The following is a 20820-nucleotide window of genomic DNA, read 5'->3' on the forward strand; positions in this document are numbered from 1 at the left end:
TACATAAAAAAAGTAAAGTTATTAGCCTTACAAAACACCCCAAGAATTACCCAACTGTTTATCAACAAGATAACTTCATTATTTAAAACTTTACAAATTGTTATTTCTCACAATTTGACTTATACTCTATTTTACAATTCCTTTATTTTTCATTGCTTCGCAAAGAATTATCAATAGATTTGCATCATTATTTTTATTTGTTCTAAATTAAATATAGGTGCGCTACATTATAATTTTCTTACTGTTCACTCAAACAATTTTTTCTCAAAAAACCATTTCCGGTACAATTTTGTTGAAAGAAACATCTACATCTTTATCTGGTGTTTTTGTTCGTGATACCAAAACAGAAAACTGGACGATTTCTGATAAAGATGGAAATTTCTCCATTACGCTTCCTTACTTTCAGGACATTGAGCTAAATTTTTCTATACTTGGAAAAAAAGAAATTAATCAATCACTAAAAGATGGGCAGAACTCTATTACCGTTTATTTAGAAGATAATACACTTCATCTTAAAGAAGTAATGGTTACAGCGAATAAAGAGCGTAAATATTCTGAATTAACTCTCGGAACAAATGCCATAAATAATGTTCAGGCTTTTTCTTTAGATGATGTTTTACAACAGCTTCCGGGGCAAAAAACCGTAGATTTTAGTTTAAATGAATATAAAAATATTGTTTTTCGTACGGCATCTGATGGTAATTCTTCTAAAGGCAGTAAAGCGTTTGGAACTTCATTTGTAATAAATGATATTCCAATTTCGAACAATGAAAATATGCAGGCACTTAGTCCAAATACACCTACTTTGGCCGGCAATGATTATGGCATTCGTAATAAAGTTTTTAATAACCCAAATGTCGGGGTCGATCTTAGGGAAATTCCAACAAATACTATTGAAGAGATAAAAGTCATTCAGGGAATTCCTTCTGCAAAATATGGCGATTTGACTTCAGGACTTGTTTTGATAACGACTAAAGTTGGAAACAGTCCGTACAGAGTTTCTGCTTCTATTAGAGATGCTACAAGTGAATTGAATTTGACCAAAGGCATTAAATTAGATTCAAGAAACTCGATGAATTTTGGAATTAACTTTTTAGATTCTAAAGCAGACCCAAGAGACAATTTATTGAATTATCAGCGCATCAGCGGAAGTTTTGCCTGGAAAACTACAGATAAACTTTCTAAAATAAAAAATACCCTGAATTTATCCGTTAGATCAAACTTAGATGATGCAAAACATGATCCTGATAATATTACGGCAGATGTTGTAAAAAATGAAAAGCAGGGTTTTTCGATTTCTAACAACTTAATGTGGAAACCTTCAAATATTTGGCTGGATGGTATAAACATAAACAGCGGTTTCTCTTATGACAGGCAGTTTTCCAGAAAAGAAAGATGGATGAATCGATCTTTAACTGCTGCAACTGATTCTAAAGAAGAAGGAATTCATGAAGCTTTCGTTATTCCTTCTCAATATACTAGTATCAGCACAGTCGAAGGTATTCCAATTTCTACTTTTGTGAATCTTGAAACTACTAAAACCCTTAATACTACAACCAATTGGGTGCACAGTATTTCATTCGGACTATCAGGAAGATCAAGTTCAAACAAAGGAGAAGGTAGAAAAAGCAGCGCAACGGGTTTAATAAATTTTTATGTTCTAGCTGAAGGAGGCGACAGCAAACTGGGTTATAGAGATTATGATTTTAACAGAACCCGAACTGAAACCCAGTTTTCTGGTTATCTGGAGGACAGAGTATATAAAAAATTTGGAGAAGATAAAATCCTGAATATTGATTACGGAATTCGCTATGAAAATCAGTCCGGTAACGTATCCTTACAGCCGCGTATTAATTCCTCTTTTTCTCTAAACAAAACTTTTAGAGTCCGCGGTGGATTTGGATTATCGTCTAAAGCCCCTTCGCTTAATCAATTATATACCGGAGAACGCTACTTAGACCGATTATTGGGCAGCGGAATTTACAGCTATCCCGGTGTTTATCAAAAAGCATGGATTCTGACTGTTGTCAGCCCTGGGGATAACCTCAATTTAAAACCTTCCAAGTCATTAAAAACGGAAGGCGGAATCGATATAGACCTTCCTTTTGCCAATATAAATTTAACCGGATATTACAACAAACTGACGAATGGTTTTACAGGCCAGCAGGTTCCTGTTTCAAAAGAAATCCCACAAGCAAATGTCATTACAAACGGAACAGAAATTCCAACGTATGAGATTGTTAGCACAGCAAAACTGTATTACCTAACCAACAGCATTCAAAACAATACGAATTCTGAAGATATGGGTATTGAAACGATAACAAACTTCCACAAGATCAAAGCATTAAATCTGGATGTCAGCATGAATGCCTCTTATGTAAAAACTAATGATAATAGTAAGTCTATTAATTATTACGCTTCTACAAACTTGTTATCTACAGAAAAATACGGCGTATTTCCTTCAATGCCAACAACAAACGAAAACTTTACAGCAAGTTTCAATTTTAGTTATCATATTCCCAAAGCAGGCTTATTACTGTCCTTAAGAAGCGAGCATACTATATTACGTACTTCCTACATTCCTACGAGTGAGTTTCCAAATGGTTATTTAGATGCGACATTGACTTACCACGAAATTCCGCAGGAAGAGCGTAGTGATTTACAAAAATACGGTCATATTATTCGAACTATAAAAGGTACTCAAACCAAGCTTGAGGATATGCTGCACAATTTTCATCTGCGCATTTCTAAAGATTTCTTAAACGGATTTAGTGTTTCGTTTTATTCTACCAATTTTTTAAATCTAAAACCTTATTACGACAAAGACAATTTAAGAACCATGTATGATATTGCAAACTTTTCGTTTGGAACTCGACTTAATTATCAATTTTAAATCTATATACTATGAAAAAAACGCTCTCTATTTTTATAATACTCTTTGGATTAATTATCCAGTCTTGCAGCAATGACGATAACGAAAGTGAAGCATTAAAACCTGTAGACTTTAGCGTTTCGCTTAAATACGATGCCACTTTTAACAGTCAGGCAGTTAAAAAAGGAAGTGTTACTATTGTGAATACAGAAACTGCTAATAAATATACAGTCGAATCTGACGAAAATGGTATTGCCCTTTTTAAACAAATTTTACCGGGATCTTATTCTATTACGGCTACCAAAGTAATACAGTCAGCTGAATTTACTGAGACTTTTGGATATACGCCAACAGAAACCGAAATTAATTTTAATGGAGCAGAAAGCAATGTTATTGTAAATGCTGCTTCTATTACTGCAAACGTAGAAATGAAAACTTCTAAAGTAGGTGATTTTGTTATTAAACAAATTTACTACGGCGGTTCTGATACTAAAAAAGGTGCGGTATTTAGAGATCAGTTTATCGAAATTTACAATAACTCAAATACTGTTCAGTATGCTGATGGTTTATACATGGCGCAACTTACAGGATCTACTGCGACAACAGTAACTCCATACTCTTTAGCAAACGGTCAATTTGACTGGAGCAAATCAGATGGAATGACTATAGGAAATACTGCAAATACAGATTTTGTTTACGCAATTAACATCATCAAAATACCAGGAAACGGCACACAATATCCTGTGCAGCCGGGAGCGAGTATTGTTATCGCTCAAAACGCAATTAATCATAAAGCCAATTATGTTGATAATAATGGTAAAGCGGTTAGTATTGTAAGCCCTGAACTGACTGTAGATTTAAGCAAAGCAGATTTCGAATCATTCTTAGGAACTTATTCAGGTGATCTTTATCAATACGATATTCAAAATCCTGCTGTTCCGGATGTGGATATTGCATATTGGGGAAATAGTAATAATGATATGATCTTAGATGCAAACGGAAGACAGGCGTATGTTATTTTTAAAATGGAGAATGCTGCATTTACTGCTTTAAAAACATACAAAAACCCTAAAGGAGATAAAAACTTATTCCTTCAAATTCCTAATTCGGTTCTTATTGATGGTGTTGACACCACAAAAGATTTAGGGTCTAATTTAATTCCTAAAAAATTACCATCTCAAATTGATGGAGGAAATACTTATCTGCCTTCTGGAGCGTATTCTTCAAAATCTGTAATGAGAAAAACTAAAACTACAATTGCCGGAAGAATTGTTCTTCAGGACACTAATAATTCTACAAACGATTTTGTGGAAGTAACTGCAAATCCTAGAGGATTCAACTAAAAATTTTCTTTAATGAAAATCAATAAGATTAAAACAAATAACATTAAAAGTAATGCCTGGAAATACTGGGCATTACTTCTTTTGTTGTTTTCTTTCGTTTTTAATGTAAAGGCACAAGACACTATCAAAGTGCAAAACCACATTGTTGATGATCAGATCAAAAATCAAGTTTTTAAATACCCTATTATTTACACAACTCCAAGTATTAAGGATTTTACTTTTACTGAAGTTTCTTATGAGCATCAGCAAAATGAATTTGCCCGAAAGCAGATTGCAAATGAGGTTAATACGTATCAATTTTCAGCACAGGGATATTTTACAACAAAATCTAAATGGAAGTTATTTGGTGATTTAACTATCAAAAAAATACTCGAAAAAAATCTGGGATTTGTACTTTCTGATGATCGTGCCGAAGAACAGGAAGTGATTACGCCGCATTATTTTTATGTTCCCAGAAAAGCCAATTGGGACAATCAGGTTTATGCGTTAAACGGCGGTTTTTCTAAAGACATTACCAATCATTTATCTGTTGCTGTTAAAGCTAATTATGGTGCCGAAAAATACAGCAGGACTTTAGACCCAAGATCTCAAATTATCAACAGAAAACTGGGAGGAGAATTACAGCTTGGTTATCAAATTTCAAAAAATCATAAAGCATTTCTTCTAGGCAGTTATGCCGAAAACCAAAAAGATTTCAGTTATACGTATAATAATAACACTTTAAATTACGAAGCCTATCCAGAAACGTATCTTCGTTTTAATGCAGGTTATGGAAGAATTCTAAATTATTTTAAATCTATTGAAGGCAGTTACTCTTACAACTACAAAGACCTTATAGACAAAGCTGGTTTAGGATATACTTTCTCCAATAAAAAAACAATTTTTACGGCTTTGTACTACAAGCAAAATTCAAACAATATTTTTTATCCCAGCTCTTATTCTCTTAAAGAATATGAAAGAATGAAAATAAAAACAAAAGCCAATCATGCAGAATTATTTGCTTTTCATAAATGGAATCAAAAAGAAATTCAGTCCACTTTGCAGTTTGATCAAAGTGATGCCCGCAATTTTGACAAACAAAGCAATGGTTACAATTATACCAATTCATTAAGCAAAATCAATTGGACAGCCTCATTATCAAAAAAAACAGGTTCTAAAATTGATTATTTACTGGGTTTGAATATGCTTTATCAGCAAAACGAATACAATGATATCTTGGCCACAGCTCATATTGAATTAAATTCGTTAAACACCGGAATTTACACCAGCAAAGATTTTGCTTTCAACAAAAGTAAATTAAATACAACCGTAAGTTTCAACATGTATTTCCCGCTTCCGTCAAAACTGGAATATTACGATACTTCGGGCGGCACAAATGCTCGTTTTTTTGACGAAGTGATTCTTTATGATTATGCTGTTAATACAACCAATTATTTTGCTCCTGCATTGCGTTTACAATACAGTTATCCAACAAAAAATAATAAAACAGTGGTTTTCTTTACCAATTTAAAAGAGAAAATCGCACTTAAAAAACAAACTGATTATCCAGTCAGCATTAATACCAATACCACCTATTGGGTTCAAATGGGTGTACAATTAAATTATTAAAAAATGAAAACAAAATTAATCGGCATTGGGGCAATGGTAGTTTCACTCATCATGCTTTCTTATGCTAAGATTGAACCAAACCTATCCATTTCCGAATTAAAAAAATTATACAGCAGCGGCGATTATCAAAAATGGCCTAAGCCAGAAGTAGACTCTATTGTGTACGCACAAGGTTTTGAAGACATCGGAATTTTAGGCAAACCTGAATTTCCCGAAAACAATCCGTATACCGAAGAAAAAGCCGAATTGGGTAAAGTACTCTTCTTTGATCCTAGATTATCCAAATCCGGGCAGATTTCGTGTGCCAACTGCCACGATCCAGAATTGAACTGGGGCGATGCCAGAAGAGTTTCATACGGCGAAGGCAGACAACAGGGAAACCGAAATGCGCCAAGTTTAATGAATATTGCGTATTCTAAAGTTTTCTTTTGGGATGGCAGAGCCGAAACTTTAGAAGATCAGGCAAGTTTTCCAATAAAAGATGCTAAAGAAATGAACTTTCACATTGACTTAGCAACAAAACGTTTAAACAAAATAAAAGGCTACAAACCGTATTTTAAAAAGGCTTTTGGAAAAGAAAAACTGACTCAGGAAGAAATTTTAAAAGCCATTGCAACATTCGAGAGAACTTTAATTACTTCAAAAAGCAAGTTTGACAGATTTATTGAAGGCGATTCTACACAATTGACAAACAAACAAGTCGAAGGTTTACATCTATTCCGTACAAAAGCAAGATGTATCAATTGTCATAATACAGCTAATTTTGCCGATAATAAATTCCATAATGTTGGTTTAACCTATTACGGAAGAGAATATCAGGATTTAGGAAGATATAACGTGACAGGAAAAGCAGAAAATGTTGGTGAATTTAAAACGCAGTCTTTAAGAGGTGTAGCTCAAAACGCACCATATATGCACAATGGATTGTTTCCAAATTTACGAGGCGTTTTAAATATTTACAACGCTGGAATGCCTCAGCCAAAACGAAAAGAAAATCAATTAAACGATACTTTGTTTCCAACGACTTCTAAACTCATTCAGAAATTAAATTTAAGCAAATCAGAATTAGATGCTCTAGAAGATTTTATTATGAGTTTGTCAAGCACAGGGTATAGAATGAAACAGCCTCTTTTACCGCAGTAGTTTTTTGAGAAGAAAATAGAAGAAAGACACAAGAAGAAAGATTATAAGAAGAAAGATTATAAGAAGATTAAAAATAGGATAGATTTATAAAACAAAAAAAGAGTCAAACTATCATTCTAGTCTTGACTCTTTCTTCTTTATTCTATTTTCAAAATTCTTTGCTCTTGCTTCTTTGCTCTTTAATTCTCTACTTCACCATCACGCCTTCAACAAACAAAATCGGCACTTCTTCCGTTTTATTTTCGTCAAGCGAATTAGCTTTAAAAATAAACTTCTTATCGTACAAAGTATTTCCGATGAAGAAAGTCACCATAAATTCGTTGTTAAGTGCTAAAAGGCTTTTCTCGACCAATTCTATCTTTACAACCGAAACCGAAGGAACCTCAACAAAAGCATGACGCAGGATTGAAGTTTTTTTCATTTCACCGTCAATCGTTCCAAAAGCTTTTGAAACCACCATAACGCTGTCTAAGTTAAAATCACTGTCATTAACTAAATAAGCGTACCATACTTTTTCCATAAAATCGTCACTCCATTCCTGCACAGCTGCCAAGAATACGTTTTCAACTTCTGGAATTATTATATCTTTTTTCATCTTTTAAGTGAATAGTAAAAAGTAAATAGTGATTAGAAAGAAAGCTCTTTACTAATCACTATTTACTATATAACTTTTTTAAATATTTGCTTTAAACTGCTCTAAGAAACGAACATCATTTTCATAGAACATACGGATATCGCCTATTTGGTATAAAAGCATTGCAATACGCTCTACTCCCATTCCAAAAGCAAAACCGTTGTATTCATCTGGATTGATATCACAGTTTTTCAAAACGTTTGGATCTACCATTCCGCAGCCTCCAATTTCTAACCAGCCTGTTCCTTTTGTAATACGGTAATCGGTTTCTGTTTTTAGACCCCAATAAATATCAATTTCGGCACTTGGTTCTGTAAATGGGAAATATGACGGACGAAGACGAATCTTAGATTTTCCGAACATTTCTTTTGTGAAATACAATAATGTCTGTTTTAAATCGGCAAAAGAAACATCTTTGTCAATGTATAATCCTTCTACTTGATGGAAAATACAGTGCGAACGAGATGAAATTGCTTCGTTACGGAAAACACGTCCCGGAGAAATCGTACGAATTGGCGGTTTATGATTTTCCATATAACGCACCTGAACAGATGATGTATGTGTACGCAATAACACATCAGGATTTGTCTGAATGAAAAATGTATCCTGCATATCACGCGCCGGGTGATATTCCGGTAAGTTCAATGCGGTAAAGTTATGCCAGTCGTCTTCGATTTCCGGTCCTTCAGAAACGTTGAATCCGATATTGGCAAAAATATCTATAATCTGATTTTTAACAATAGAAATTGGGTGGCGTGAACCAATAATTACTGGTTCTGCAGCACGTGTTAAATCACCAAAAACTCCTTTTGATTCTTCTTTGCTTTCAAGCTCTTCCTGAATCTGCTTTACTTTTTCTTCAGCAACAGCTTTTAAAGTATTGATTACTTGTCCAAAATCTTTTTTCTGGTCGTTTGGAATATTTTTAAACTCATTAAAAAGTTCTTTTAATAACCCCTTACTTCCTAAATATTTAATACGAAATTGTTCTAAAGATTCTTTATTTTTCTCATTAAAGGCTTTAGCTTCCTCTATATGCTGTTTTATCTTATCTATCATTTTCCTTCGATAATTGAGAGTACAAATTTAGTGTTTTTAGTTGAAAGTGTGCTGTCACAGCTGCAGTTTTAGGTTTTCCGTAAATTATTTTATCAGATTTAACTTTTCTTCAACTTGTTTAATCTTTACATGCCAATAATCTAAACCTTGCTGATTGGTTACTATTTCCTTTTTGTAATTAGGAGAGATACTGCTTAATTTATGCCAGTTTTTATTTAAATCCCGCTCTTTTTCCTGTTTTGTTGAAGGTTCAATCCTGGTTCGCCAAAAGTCCATATTTTTAAGATATGTCTTTTTTATGCCTTCAAAATACTCGATTAATTTTTCTTTTGAATTTGGAATATAACCTGGTCCGCTGCAGCCACAGGAATGAAATGTAATACCAACAGAATATAAGCTTTTAAGATGTTCCCATTTTTTTACGTCGTCTTTCTTAGGCGATTCAAAATCAAGTCCCATATTTGCCATTAATTCTCCACATTGCGGACATTTGGCTTCAAAAATCGATGTTTCTCCTTTTTTAATATCTCCCATTAATCTTCTTTTAAATGTTTTTCGACAATTAAAACAAGCATAATGAGGTTTATAGGATACCATTGCGTATCTGCACATTTTCTTTAGTTTTTAGTCTCAGTTTTCAGTGACAGTTTCCAGTCTCAAAAGCTGAAAAACTGAGACTGCGGCTGTAAACTAAAAAACTACTCAATCAATTTTCTTTCTAAAAAGTAATTAACGATTGCTTCTTTCATTAAAACCGATTGTTCACCAGCTTTTAACGGCGGGAGTTGTTCTTTTATTTTATAGTGCGGCCAGCCTTCGGCATCAAAAAAGTCAAATTCGTAATATCCGTATGGTTCTAACAATCGGCAGATGGCAATATGCATCAGATTTAATTTTTCATCTTTTTTGAATTCACGGTGTAGTTTTCCGAGTTCCTGAACTCCAATTAGGTAAATTATGGCATCCAAATCTAAGTCTTCGCCCTGCGAAAATTGATTGGAAAGTATATCGACGAGCTTTTCCCAGCGCTCTTTTAATTGTATATCTCTAGACATTGTATGATTTTAGATTGTTGATTTTAGATATTAGATTGTTTAAAAATTCAATTCTGAAGGGGGCAGAATTATAATCCGAACTCTAAAATTTGATTTGCAAAGATACACAGTTCAATACATTGCACCTAAAAAAATTAACACATACAAAAATACTACTACAAAAACCTCTCAACCTTTGTCACTATCAAGCATTGAACCTGAAAAAAGACATATCTTTGTGCCTCATTAAACACCAAACCAAAACATGAGTTTTTTTGATATTATTGTAGCCGCACTTTTAGGTTATAGTTTATATAAAGGCATTAAAAACGGACTTTTTGTTGAAGTCGCTTCTTTTATTTCTTTGTTATTAGGAATTTATCTTGCCATAAAATTTTCTTCATTAATGAGCGAAATGATTTCAAAACATGTTTCTTGGAATCCGAACAATATTCAGATTACGGCTTTTATTCTAACTTTTATTCTGGTTGTAATTGGCGTTTATTTCCTGGCAAAAATATTAACCGGAATTGCCGATTTTGCCATGTTGGGATGGATGAACAAACTTGGAGGCGGATTTTTCAGGGTTTTAAAAACTATTCTAATCCTAAGTATTTTTATCGCTTTGTTTGAAAAGATCAACTTCAACAACACTTTTGCCAAAAAGGAAACTTTAGATAATACTATTTTTTATAATCCGGTTAAAAAAGTCGCTGCTTTTGTATATCCGTCAATTGAAAAATGGTACGACACTTTTAAAAAAGAACATTCTGAAAAAGCAGAAGAAAAAGAACAAGCTACAAACAAGGAATAATGCATTTTGTCAGGCTGAGCGAAGTCGAAGCCTCTCGTTTACAAATCAACAAACCCGACAGGTTTTTGAAACCTGTCGGGTTTGTTATTAGAAAGCCTCAGAGAGGCTATATATTTATAGAAATTAAACCGTCCGAATGTAAAGAGCTCCAACGGAGCGACATATTTGATTGTTAAAATTATTATGTCGTTCCGCTGGAGCTTTATATTGTAAATGTCTATTTTATTCTATTAATATTTCGCTTCTCCGAAGCTTTAAAAATTAATTTCTTTTTTCTCTCCTTTTTTCAAAACAATCTCTTGTTTTTTATCCCCAAAAATCAAAGTTGTCTTCCCTCCAATTTTAGAAGAAATTGTTATTTGCTGAACTATTTTATCGTTCCAATTCATTTCAATTTCAAATCCTCCTCTGGCACAGATTCCTTTTACAGAACCTTCTGCCCAGGCATCTGGCAAAGCAGGTAATAATCGGATTTCATTTTCATCTGACTGGACTAACATTTCGGCAACCGCAGCTGCGCCTCCAAAATTGCCATCAATTTGAAATGGCGGATGTGCGTCGAATAAATTTGGGTATGTTCCACCCCCTCTTCTAGGTTTTTCCGTTTTCTTTCCGTCAGGATCTACATAACGAAGTAATTCTCGGAACATTTTATAAGCGCGGTTTCCGTCCCAAAGTCTAGCCCAAAGATTAATTCTCCAGCCTTTTGACCAGCCGGTTGTTTCATCTCCTTTTATTTCTAAAGTTTTTTTTGAGGCTTCAGCCAAATCCGGAGTTTTTAAAGGCGTAATATGATCGCCTGGAAAAAGTCCGAATAACTGCGATTGATGGCGATGTTTTGGATCCTGATCATCCCAGTCAAAATACCATTCCTGTAGATTTCCTTTTTTACCAATTTGATACGGATGTAATTTTGAAAGTGCTGTTTCTAATTTTACTCTAAAAGCAGCATCTGTATTCAGCACTTTTGACGCTTTTATGGTTTTATGTAAACATTCGCGAATCATAGCTAAATCTGCCGTTCCTCCGTAAAATGTCGCACCCACAAAACCATCTTCCAGTTTGTATTGGTTTTCTGGGGAAGTGGATGGCGATGTAATTAAATTTCCTTTTTTATCGGTTACAAGCCAGCCCAAACAAAATTCGGCAGCACCTTTCATTAACGGATAACCTTCTTTTTTTAAGTATGTTTCGTCTTGTGTGAAAATGTAGTGTTCCCAAATATGAGTACTCAGCCAGGCACCCGCCATTGGCCAGCAAGCCCACATTGGATCTTCTTTTCCAAACTGCCCAACTGGATTGGTCATTGCCCAGATATCTGAATTATGCGCTGCAGCCCAGCCTTTATCAACTCCATAAAAAGTCTTTGCCGTAACTTTTCCTGTTACCGAAAGGTTTTTAATGAAACTCAAAAGCGATTTGTGCATTTCTGAAAGATTGGTGTTTTCTGCCAGCCAGTAATTTTCTTCCAGATTAATATTCATTGTATAATTACTACTCCAAGGCGGACTTAAATGCGGATTCCAAAGTCCTTGCAGATTTGCCGGAACTCCAAGGGTTCTTGATGAGCTGATTAATAAATACCGACCGTAATTAAAATACAATATTTCGAGATTTTTATCTTCTTTTCCATCTGCATAACGCAATAAACGTTCGTCTGTCGATAAATCAGGTGCAGTTGTTTTTCCTAAATTTAAATCAACACGATTGAAGAATTTTTGATAATCGGCAATGTGAGATTCTTTTATTTTGTCAAATGGTTTTTCAAAAGCTTTATTCAGGTTTTGTGCCGCAATTGCTATATCGTCTAAACCTTCTGATGCCGGATTTTTGTCAAAACCATTAAAACTTGTTGCGACAGAAACGTAAATAATTGCTTCTGTTGCGTCTTTTAAGGTTAACGTTTCTCTCGAACTTGTAATTTTTCCGTCGGTTTTTTTGATTTGAACTAAACCTGTAAATCGTGTCCCTCTATCTTTTAGGGCTAGATATTTTGGCAGTACATTGTATCCTGCATTTTCATGAATTGGTGCAGAACCAGTCATAACCAAGATATTATTTCGTACTTCTACATTAGATTTTAAAAGGCTTTTTAAATTGACATCAAAATTTAAAGCCCCCTTTTGATCGGCTGTTAATTTAATTATCATGATTTGGTCTGGTGCCGAAACAAAATACTCTCGTGTGTATTTTATGCCTGCCATTTCATAACTTACTTTTGATACGGCATTTAAAATATCCAGTTCTCTGCGATAATTTACGGCTTTTCCTTTTTCAGAATTATTGATTTCCAGTGTTCCTAAAGGCGCATACGATTCGGAATTTTTTCCTTGCACTTTTTTATTTAATTCTTCGGCCAGTTTGTAGTTTTCGTTTTGCAATGCTTCGCGAATCGCTGGAATATTTTTATAAGCTTCCGGATTCATATTTGTATTTACAGGTTCGCCTGACCAAAGTGTAATGTCATTCAAATAAATTTTATCTGAATTTACACCTCCAAAAACTGTCGCACCCATTTTTCCGTTTCCTAAAACCAAACTTTCTTCAAAAAATTCTGCGGGCTGTTTGTACCATAAAACATTTTTTGATTGTGCCAAAATGCTTGTATAGTAAGATGTGAGAAGTATGATGAAAAATGTTTTTTTTATGAGGGTTGAATTCATTTTTTGATGCGTTTAATTGTTTTTTGGTTTGTCCTGACAGATTTTAAAAACTGTTAGGTATTTATTTTAGTAACTAAACTAGTAAAAATCTATTGAAACTTTACTGGTTTTGAATACATATTAGGACAGAAAATTTCTATCTCATTTTGCGCGCGTGAGGGATAGAAGCAAACTACCGAAATAGTGCGTATAGCCCGACCGTACCAAAATAAGAAGGCGTATTTACACAAAGTATCTTTGCCTTCTTATTTTGGTACGGTCACGCCCTAATAATAAAAACAGTTAATTTGATATGTATTTAAAATTTCTAAATGTAACCTGACCTTCACCAACAGCAGAAAGACCTAAACGCAGACTCATGAATCCGCTGAGAACATTATGATGAAATGCTGAGACTTCGGCTGAATTTTCAATTTTTTTCCATTCTTTTCCATCAATGCTGTAAAACATATTTACAAGCTGTTCTTTTTTTTCTAAACGAAGAAACAAATGGGTTTTGTTAATTCCTTTTTGAGTAGGAAACAGCCAGGATCTCAGGATTGCCAAAACATTTTCTTTATCAGCTGCAATTCCGGTATATACTTTAGTATCGTAAAACAAAATAAGTCCTGCGGCAGCATTTCCTTTTATTTCAACTTCAACTTCAGCAGTATAAGAATGATCTGGAGGCGTACATAAAAGCGGTGAGCTTTCGCCAATGTTTTTCCCTTTAGCTTTAAGTTCTAAACTGTTATTGATTAACTTGAATCTTTCTGCATCAAATTCATTAAAAAACTGCCATTGCGGTTTTAGCATTGTTCCTGAAAAATTATCAGAAAGTGTAAAATTGCTTTTAATGTTTTTACCTGCCGGTTTTTTAATTGGGTTTTCAGTTTTGATATTTTCAGGACTTTTAAACCAGCCGTCGCTTGTCCATTCTACAGGTTCTAAAAGTGTCTGGCGTCCCATATTATGATAGCCGTTTTCGTAACCATGAAAAACCATCCACCAATTTCCGTCTGCATCATCAATGAGTGTAGAATGTCCTTTTGACCACCATTTCTCTGATTTGTCTTTGGTTCTGATAATAGGATTGTATGGAGAATTTTCCCAAGGACCTAAAGGCGATTTTGATCTTGCCGAAATTACCATGTGGCTTGTTGCCGGACCGGCCGTTCCGCCTTCGGCAACCGTTAAGTAATAATAATTTCCTCGTTTCATTACTTTTGGCCCTTCCATACAGAAACATTCAATCGACCATTCTTCGGGGATTTTCCATCCGTCATAAACATGTTTCCCTTCTCCTGAAACGGCTAAACCATCTTTTGATAATGGTACATAATTTCCGTTACTAAAATAGAGATATCGATTTGCTTTTTCGTCTGTAAAATGTCCGGGATCAATATTTCCAATTTTTAAATCTATTGGATCGCTCCAGGGTCCGTTGATGGAATCTGCCCAAACTACATAATTGGTTTCGTTTGCCGGAAAATAGATGTAGAATTTATTGTTATATTTTACCAAATCTGGTGCCCAGACAGAACCTACACTTTTTTTAAGGGCATGAGTAACGGGTTTCCAATTCACTAAATCTTTGGAAGTCCAAATTAATAATCCGGGATAATAGTTAAATGAAGAATGCACGATATAATAATCTTCGCCATCCCGAATAATGGAAGGATCTGCATAATCTCCGGCAAATATTGGATTTTGATAAAATTCTTCCCCTGTAATTGCTTTTTGCTGTTGTGCCGAAATTACAATTGAAATGAAGTTTATCAACAGGAAAGTTACTTTTTTCATAGCAGCATTTATTTACTCACTTTGTATTTTTCGCCGGCAGTAATCATTTCCCAATTATCGGTTCTGAATTGTGATGCAGGAAATTTTTCTTTGTTAAAAAGATTGATCTGTGTGTCATCGTCTGCCCAGCCATAATGCACTGCTGCGGGATTTTGAACTTTATCGCTCGAAACAATTACTTTGTTGTCTTTTATAATCGCTTTCGCAGAATGAAAAACTTTGTCTGCTCCTGCGATTTCAAATCCTTTTAACTCATCGTTATTTGGTGTTGATAATCCGCTGCCAATATTGTCGAAAGTTAAAATAATCTGGTTTCCTTTTATTTCCTGAGATTTATAAACTGGTCCGCTGTAAACTTGTTTTTTGCCGTAAATATTATTCATCGCAATCGCAGCCAAACGCAATCCGATATCTTGTTTGTTAGTTGGATGAATATCTTTTGCGTTTCCAATATCGGTTGTAACTGCCATTCCTGTGTTAGGCAGTTTTAAAGTTTCAGACTGCGCTTCTCGAAGTTCTGCCCAACGGCTTCCTTTTTGGCTGTTGCCGCCAAATTCATCAAAGGTTGACAATTGTACGAAATAAAACGGAAAGTTCCCTTGTTTGAACTTGTTTCTCCAATCCTGAATTAGTAACGGAAATGACTTTTTATATTCTTTCGCCCTCCAAACATTAGCTTCTCCCTGGTACCATAAAACCCCCTGAATAGCAAACGGCACTAACGGATTTACCATTGCATTGTATAATAATGATGGATAACTGTTTGGCGATAATGATGTTTTTACAACTATAACTTTGAATTTCCATTTTCCATCAAGCGGTATATTTTTACTGCCAAGTGTTAATTTTAAATCAGATGCTTCTCCGTAGATACCACCGCCACCGCTATTGTCTACAATTCTAACAGCAATAACATTTTTTCCTTCTTTTAAAATATTTATCGGTATTTCGTAAACACGTTTAAGGTCGTATTGTATGCTTTTACCCACTTCGATTCCGTTAACATAGGTAATATCTTCATCATCAATTTTTGAAAGACTTAGTATTGCTTTATTTTTAATATCATCCGCAGAAAGTGTAATTGTTTTTCGCATCCAAACCACGCCGTCTAAATCACCTAAAGGCTGATTTTCCCATAGACTGGGAGTATGAAGTTCTCCCCAGTTTGTATCATTAAATGTTAAATCTTTAAATACATTTTCATTTTCTGTACTTACCGGAGTTCCCTGAATTCTTTCGACTCTTTCTTTCATTTGCCTGGCGTACAATTTCGAAATCGAATCGACATTCAGCGTTGGAACATCAGCAATCATGGCTTTAAAATCCGGACTGTTTTGAAACGCTTCACGGCTTGTCCAGGTTTCGACATTAGTTCCTCCCCAGGAAGTATTTATGATTCCTATTGGAATTTTTAATTCTGAATATAATTTTCTGGCAAAGTAATATCCAACAGCTGTAAAATTACCAACGGTTTCTTTTGTTGCTGTTTCCCATTTTCCGGCTTTTAAATCGTCTTTTGGTTTTCCGCTTAAATCCTGCGCCACTCCAAAATGACGAATCATTGGATAATTTGAATCTGCAATTTCTTTTTCGGCATTCATGGTTTTGAAAACCTGAAATTCCATATTCGATTGTCCGCTGCAAATCCATACTTCACCAACCAAAATATTTTTGATCGTGATTTTATTTTTTCCAATTACAATTAGCTCAAAAGGCCCGCCGGCTTTTTCTGATTTTAAATTAAGAGTCCATTTTCCATTTTTATCGGCTGTGGTTTTTTGGATTTGTTTGTTAAAATGGACTTCTATTTTTTCATCAGCATCAGCAAAACCCCAAATTGGAATTTGTTTGTCTCTTTGGAGCACCATTCCATCTGAAAACAATAAAGGCATTTTTACATTAGCGTTTACAAACACGCTAAATATCAATAAAATAACCATTAAATACTTTTTCATATCCTGCAATTTAAAATAGTTAAAACCAAATTAGTGATATAAGTAAAAATAAATTCAAAGCTGTTCTTAAATTTAAATTACCTTATATCACTAATATGATTTAGAAAGTTTTTTTATTGTAATCCTTCTTTTAAAGCCGTCAAAGCCTGTGAGTCAAAAACAGTATTATCGCTTCTTTTAAAAATTCCAAAACTGTTATCGCCTGTACTTCCTTCGTCCCAATAAAAAGGTAATAATCCGTTTGCACGAGCCGTTTTTACCACCGTTTTTAAGTAATATGCTCTTGATGACAAATGTAAAGTTAAAGCATCTCCGGTTAAACTTGTTCTTCTTATTGCTCCAAACTCTCCTAATAAGACCGGAATTCCTTTATCTACAAACTGAGTTTTCATTAACTTGAAATTTTTCTCTAAGTCTGCTTCTTCTCCCCAGTTTGCATTTCTTTCAGTATCGGTTGTTGAATGGTAGCCTGATCCCCAATAGTAAAACATTTTACCCCAGGATTCATCTTTTGTTAAACCTGCAAAATTCCATGGTGTATAATAATGAACCTCAACCATCATTCGGTTTGCTGCTGTATCTGTTGGCAAAACGGTCATTAATTTATTTGTTTTTTCAATGTCGGTTGTTGGTCCCTGAACCACTAAAGTACGATACGCATTTTTTCCTCCTGTAGAACGAACAGCGTTAATAAACGTTTGGTGATAAGATGTTAAAACAGCCATTTGCGCAGCATCTTCAACAGCCGGCTCATTGGCACTTGCAAAAAGTAAATGCTCGTCAAAGTCACGTAAATTTGTGGCTATTTGTTCCCAGAAAGCTTTTTGTTTGGCGTTAGTTTCTTCTTTTTTGGCTTCGGTAATATTGTTTTCCAGCCAGCCGCCGTCCCAGTGAATGTTTACCAAAACATACATATCATTATCTACACAATATTGTACAACTTCTTTCACTCGGTTCAGCCAGGCAGTTTGAATTTGTGCAGTTGAAGCATTCGCTAAATTTTGATTCCATGAACACGGAATTCGAATGGCATTAAAACCATTTGCTTTTACAGCATCAATTAAAGCTTTTGTAACTTTTGGATTTCCCCAAGCCGTTTCTCCTCCGGTTGCTTCCATTGTGTTGCCAATATTCCAGCCTAGTTTTATTTTTGCAGCTAACTGCACTGCATTACTTGACATTCCGGTTTGGTCTGCAGCAATTGGATTTGTATTATAGCTTGGATATAAACCTGCAGCTGCTGCGCCTCCTGCCTGAGAAACTGCAATTTGTATTGGCGAGGTTTCATCAGAAGTAATTGTTATAACAGCTGTTCTTGCTTCTTTTCCAGTATTTTCTAAAGCTGTAATTTTAACTAAAACTGATCCTGTAACACCAGAAGTCTGACTTAGTTCGAGCCATTTAGTATCGGCGCTGCTGATTTTCCATGTTCTGGCATTTGTTGTCACTTTTATGTTGACATCGTTTCCTGTATTGGCAAAATCAATTTTATTGGTATCAACCATAAGTGTTTTTTCGGCTGTTTTCTCTGCTTCTTCTTTATCTGAACTGCAAGCCCAAATACTTAAAAAAGAAAAACATAATACAAAACTAAACAGGTAACCTTTGATGATCTTTTCCATTTTATTTGATTGTGAAGTTAATTTCCTTTTTAATATCTCTTGAAGAAGTTCCTAACTTAATTGTGTATTTTCCTGGCTCAACTGTCCATTTTTTAGCAGCTACATCATAGTAAGCCAATTCTTTTACTGGAACTTTGATTGTTATTTTTTCAGAACTACCAGCTTTTACATCTGCTTTTTTGAATCCTTTTAATTCCTGTGCCGCACGGGTAATTTTTGAATCAGATTTTGAAGTATACAATTGAACTACTTCTTTTCCATCTACTTTTCCAGTGTTTTTAACGTCAACCGTAACTTCAATTACGTCGTTTTGAGCGTAAGAATCTTTATCTGTTTTGGCATTATCAAGTGCGAAAGTTGTGTATGATAATCCATAACCAAAAGGATATAATGGTGCTACGTTTTTAGTATCAAACCAACGGTATCCTATTAAGATTCCTTCAGCATAATTAACCGCTTTGTCTCCGGGGAAACTGTTTGTGGCATGTGCAGGAGAATCTTTTAGTTGTTTTGGCATTGTCCAAGGTAATTTTCCTGACGGATTTACTTTTCCTAAAATAACATCAGCCAAAGCATTTCCACCTTCAGAACCATTGAACCAGCTCCAAACTAAAGCTGATGATTTCTGACTTACTTCATTCAAATCAAACGGAGCGCCGGCAATCATTACTACAATCGTTTTTGGATTTGCCTCTATTACTTTTTTGATTAATTCTTCTTGTCCAAATGGCAAGTGTAAATCTCTACGGTCTGAAGCTTCTGTTTCGTAATCTCGGTTTGAACCTGCAAAAATAATGGCAACATCAGATTTTTTAGCGGCTTCTACAGCTTCCTGAACTTTTGCAGGATCTAATTTGTCAATTGTAACTGGTCCTGTAGAAGTAATATTTCCTAAATTTCCTTTATTTTTCTCCTCATATTTCTCTAAATATCCTTCAGCATAATTGATTTTAACTGATGAAGGCAATCTGTTTTTAAGACCTTCAAGAGGTGTAACTTCCCTTTTTGTTTTTACTCCGGCACCAAATCCGCCCAAAGCATTTTTCTTTGTTGCATTGTTTCCAATAACAGCAATAGATTTAACTCCATCTAATTTTAATGGCAGTGCATTATTTTCGTTTTTCAACAATACAATAGCTTCAGCTGCAATTTTGTAAGCGTCTTGGTAATGTGCTTCGGTTGCGATGCTTCCTTTTGCACGCTCGCCTCCGCCCATTGCTTTCACTTGAAATAAAACTCTTAAAATACGTTTTACATGCAGATCAATTTCTTTCTCAGAAACTTCTCCAGATTTTACTGCTGCAATTAATTTATCGGCTAAGAAAAATTCGTTGAAAGGTTTTGGTGTTCCCATTTCAATATCTAAACCATTTTTCAAAGATTTTGCTGTTGAATGCACCGCGGCCCAATCTGAAACTACAACTCCTTTAAATCCCCATTCATCACGAAGGATTTTATTCAGCATATAATCGTTCTCACATAAATATTCGCCTCTAAATTTGTTATAAGCCCCCATTATACTGTATGCTTTTGCTTCTTTTACAGTAGCTTCAAAAGCGGGAAGATAAATTTCACGAAGTGTACGCTCGTCAATTTGTACATCGACAAAATCACGATTTGTTTCCTGATTATTTGCTGCATAGTGTTTTACACACGCCATTACATCTTTTTCTTGTAAACCAACAACCAAAGGCACAGCTATTTTTTTATTTAAAAACGGATCTTCAGACATGTATTCGTATGTTCTTCCTCCAAGCGGTGTTCTTACCATATTGATCGCTGGCGAAAGGAGCATATCTTTGTCTCTTGCGCGTAATTCTTCTCCTAAACTGGTTCCAAAGGTATGTGCCATTTCTGCATTCCAAGTTGCTGCTAAAGCACCTCCTGCCGGATAATACGTTGCAAAATCGTTTGTCCATCCTGCCGGAGCCCAATTGTCTCTTGAAATTTCTTCGCGAACTCCCAACGGACCATCAGCCATTTTTAATTCTGGAATTCCCAGACGTTTTACACCTGCATTGGCAAACATACTGTTCCCGTGAAGCATTCCTATTTTTTCTTCTAATGTCATCTGCGAAATCAGTTTGTCGATTTCGGCATCATGATCTGTACTGATTTCTTTCCCAACATATTCTTCAGTCTGGCTGGAATTTGAAGCTGAAGTTTGTGTTTCATTTTTACAAGAAGTAAAAAATGCAAAAACCAAAGCTGCAGAAAGGTATATCATTTTGTTTTTCATAGATAGTTAGGTTCTTTTTATTTAAAGATTTGATTCCTGACTCAGAATCTTT

General features: G+C 34.8%; 14 protein-coding genes. 5 read left to right on the top strand and 9 right to left on the bottom strand.

The window, feature by feature from the left end; translation table 11 throughout:
• The first annotated feature begins 217 nt into the window (after positions 1-217).
• From PQ462_RS22745 to PQ462_RS22760, 4 genes are read left to right on the top strand one after another with little or no spacing between them, the layout of a single operon-like run.
• The gene (locus PQ462_RS22745; protein WP_274251699.1) at positions 218-2893 is read left to right on the top strand and encodes a TonB-dependent receptor; all 2676 of its coding nucleotides are present in this window, start codon (positions 218-220) and stop codon (positions 2891-2893) included.
• A gap of 11 nt (positions 2894-2904) precedes the next feature.
• Entirely contained in the window at positions 2905-4215 is a 1311-nt protein-coding gene (locus PQ462_RS22750) for a DUF4876 domain-containing protein (RefSeq protein WP_274251701.1), read from the top strand.
• Between the two features lie 12 nt (positions 4216-4227).
• Complete coding sequence (locus tag PQ462_RS22755) at positions 4228-5823, top strand: DUF6850 family outer membrane beta-barrel protein (protein WP_274251702.1); 1596 nt, start codon at positions 4228-4230, stop codon at positions 5821-5823.
• Between the two features lie 3 nt (positions 5824-5826).
• Positions 5827-6966 carry a cytochrome-c peroxidase gene (locus PQ462_RS22760; RefSeq protein ID WP_274251703.1) on the top strand — a complete coding sequence of 380 codons (1140 nt, stop codon included), beginning with the start codon at positions 5827-5829 and terminating at the stop codon, positions 6964-6966.
• A 187-nt stretch (positions 6967-7153) separates the two neighbouring features.
• On the opposite strand, the gene PQ462_RS22765 is transcribed toward PQ462_RS22760, so the two are convergent.
• From PQ462_RS22765 to PQ462_RS22780, 4 genes are all read right to left on the bottom strand, one after another.
• A complete protein-coding gene (locus PQ462_RS22765; RefSeq protein ID WP_012022855.1) occupies positions 7154-7561 on the bottom strand; it encodes a hypothetical protein in 408 nt (135 codons plus the stop codon).
• 78 nt (positions 7562-7639) lie between these two features.
• Positions 7640-8659 carry a phenylalanine--tRNA ligase subunit alpha gene (pheS, locus tag PQ462_RS22770; RefSeq protein ID WP_012022856.1) on the bottom strand — a complete coding sequence of 340 codons (1020 nt, stop codon included), beginning with the start codon at positions 8657-8659 and terminating at the stop codon, positions 7640-7642.
• Positions 8660-8743: 84 nt separating this feature from the next.
• A complete protein-coding gene (locus PQ462_RS22775) occupies positions 8744-9193 on the bottom strand; it encodes a hypothetical protein (RefSeq protein ID WP_254796582.1) in 450 nt (149 codons plus the stop codon).
• Positions 9194-9357: 164 nt separating this feature from the next.
• Positions 9358-9714: a hypothetical protein gene (locus PQ462_RS22780; protein ID WP_012022858.1), complete on the bottom strand. Its 357-nt coding sequence runs from the start codon at positions 9712-9714 to the stop codon at positions 9358-9360.
• A 244-nt stretch (positions 9715-9958) separates the two neighbouring features.
• Here PQ462_RS22780 and PQ462_RS22785 point away from each other — a divergent pair, with 244 nt between their 5' ends.
• Positions 9959-10507 (top strand): CvpA family protein, encoded by a 549-nt coding sequence (locus PQ462_RS22785; RefSeq protein ID WP_274251704.1) that lies wholly within the window; start codon positions 9959-9961, stop codon positions 10505-10507.
• Positions 10508-10761: 254 nt separating this feature from the next.
• Here the strand turns inward: PQ462_RS22785 and PQ462_RS22790 are convergent, their stop codons facing one another.
• The 5 genes from PQ462_RS22790 to PQ462_RS22810 form a co-directional block, all read right to left on the bottom strand.
• Positions 10762-13170: a glycoside hydrolase family 95 protein gene (locus PQ462_RS22790; protein WP_274251705.1), complete on the bottom strand. Its 2409-nt coding sequence runs from the start codon at positions 13168-13170 to the stop codon at positions 10762-10764.
• Between the two features lie 282 nt (positions 13171-13452).
• On the bottom strand, positions 13453-14952 hold the full coding sequence (locus PQ462_RS22795; protein ID WP_274251706.1) for a family 43 glycosylhydrolase: 1500 nt from the start codon (positions 14950-14952) through the stop codon (positions 13453-13455).
• Positions 14953-14960: 8 nt separating this feature from the next.
• Entirely contained in the window at positions 14961-16907 is a 1947-nt protein-coding gene (locus tag PQ462_RS22800; protein ID WP_274251708.1) for a sialate O-acetylesterase, read from the bottom strand.
• Positions 16908-17020: 113 nt separating this feature from the next.
• On the bottom strand, positions 17021-18529 hold the full coding sequence (locus PQ462_RS22805) for a cellulase family glycosylhydrolase (RefSeq protein WP_274251709.1): 1509 nt from the start codon (positions 18527-18529) through the stop codon (positions 17021-17023).
• 1 nt (position 18530) lies between these two features.
• Positions 18531-20768: a glycoside hydrolase family 3 C-terminal domain-containing protein gene (locus tag PQ462_RS22810; protein ID WP_274251710.1), complete on the bottom strand. Its 2238-nt coding sequence runs from the start codon at positions 20766-20768 to the stop codon at positions 18531-18533.
• Positions 20769-20820 lie beyond the last annotated feature (52 nt).

This window comes from Flavobacterium sp. KACC 22758, from assembly GCF_028736135.1.
In the GTDB taxonomy this organism is placed as follows: domain Bacteria; phylum Bacteroidota; class Bacteroidia; order Flavobacteriales; family Flavobacteriaceae; genus Flavobacterium; species Flavobacterium johnsoniae.

Coding starts and splice junctions, on each gene's coding strand:
- PQ462_RS22750 (WP_274251701.1), top strand. CDS start 2,905: ATGAAAAAAACGCTCTCTATTTTTATAATACTCTTTGGATTAATTATC.
- PQ462_RS22755 (WP_274251702.1), top strand. CDS start 4,228: ATGAAAATCAATAAGATTAAAACAAATAACATTAAAAGTAATGCCTGG.
- PQ462_RS22760 (WP_274251703.1), top strand. CDS start 5,827: ATGAAAACAAAATTAATCGGCATTGGGGCAATGGTAGTTTCACTCATC.
- PQ462_RS22765 (WP_012022855.1), bottom strand. CDS start 7,561: ATGAAAAAAGATATAATAATTCCAGAAGTTGAAAACGTATTCTTGGCA.
- pheS (WP_012022856.1), bottom strand. CDS start 8,659: ATGATAGATAAGATAAAACAGCATATAGAGGAAGCTAAAGCCTTTAAT.
- PQ462_RS22775 (WP_254796582.1), bottom strand. CDS start 9,193: ATGGGAGATATTAAAAAAGGAGAAACATCGATTTTTGAAGCCAAATGT.
- PQ462_RS22780 (WP_012022858.1), bottom strand. CDS start 9,714: ATGTCTAGAGATATACAATTAAAAGAGCGCTGGGAAAAGCTCGTCGAT.
- PQ462_RS22785 (WP_274251704.1), top strand. CDS start 9,959: ATGAGTTTTTTTGATATTATTGTAGCCGCACTTTTAGGTTATAGTTTA.
- PQ462_RS22790 (WP_274251705.1), bottom strand. CDS start 13,170: ATGAATTCAACCCTCATAAAAAAAACATTTTTCATCATACTTCTCACA.
- PQ462_RS22795 (WP_274251706.1), bottom strand. CDS start 14,952: ATGAAAAAAGTAACTTTCCTGTTGATAAACTTCATTTCAATTGTAATT.
- PQ462_RS22800 (WP_274251708.1), bottom strand. CDS start 16,907: ATGAAAAAGTATTTAATGGTTATTTTATTGATATTTAGCGTGTTTGTA.
- PQ462_RS22805 (WP_274251709.1), bottom strand. CDS start 18,529: ATGGAAAAGATCATCAAAGGTTACCTGTTTAGTTTTGTATTATGTTTT.
- PQ462_RS22810 (WP_274251710.1), bottom strand. CDS start 20,768: ATGAAAAACAAAATGATATACCTTTCTGCAGCTTTGGTTTTTGCATTT.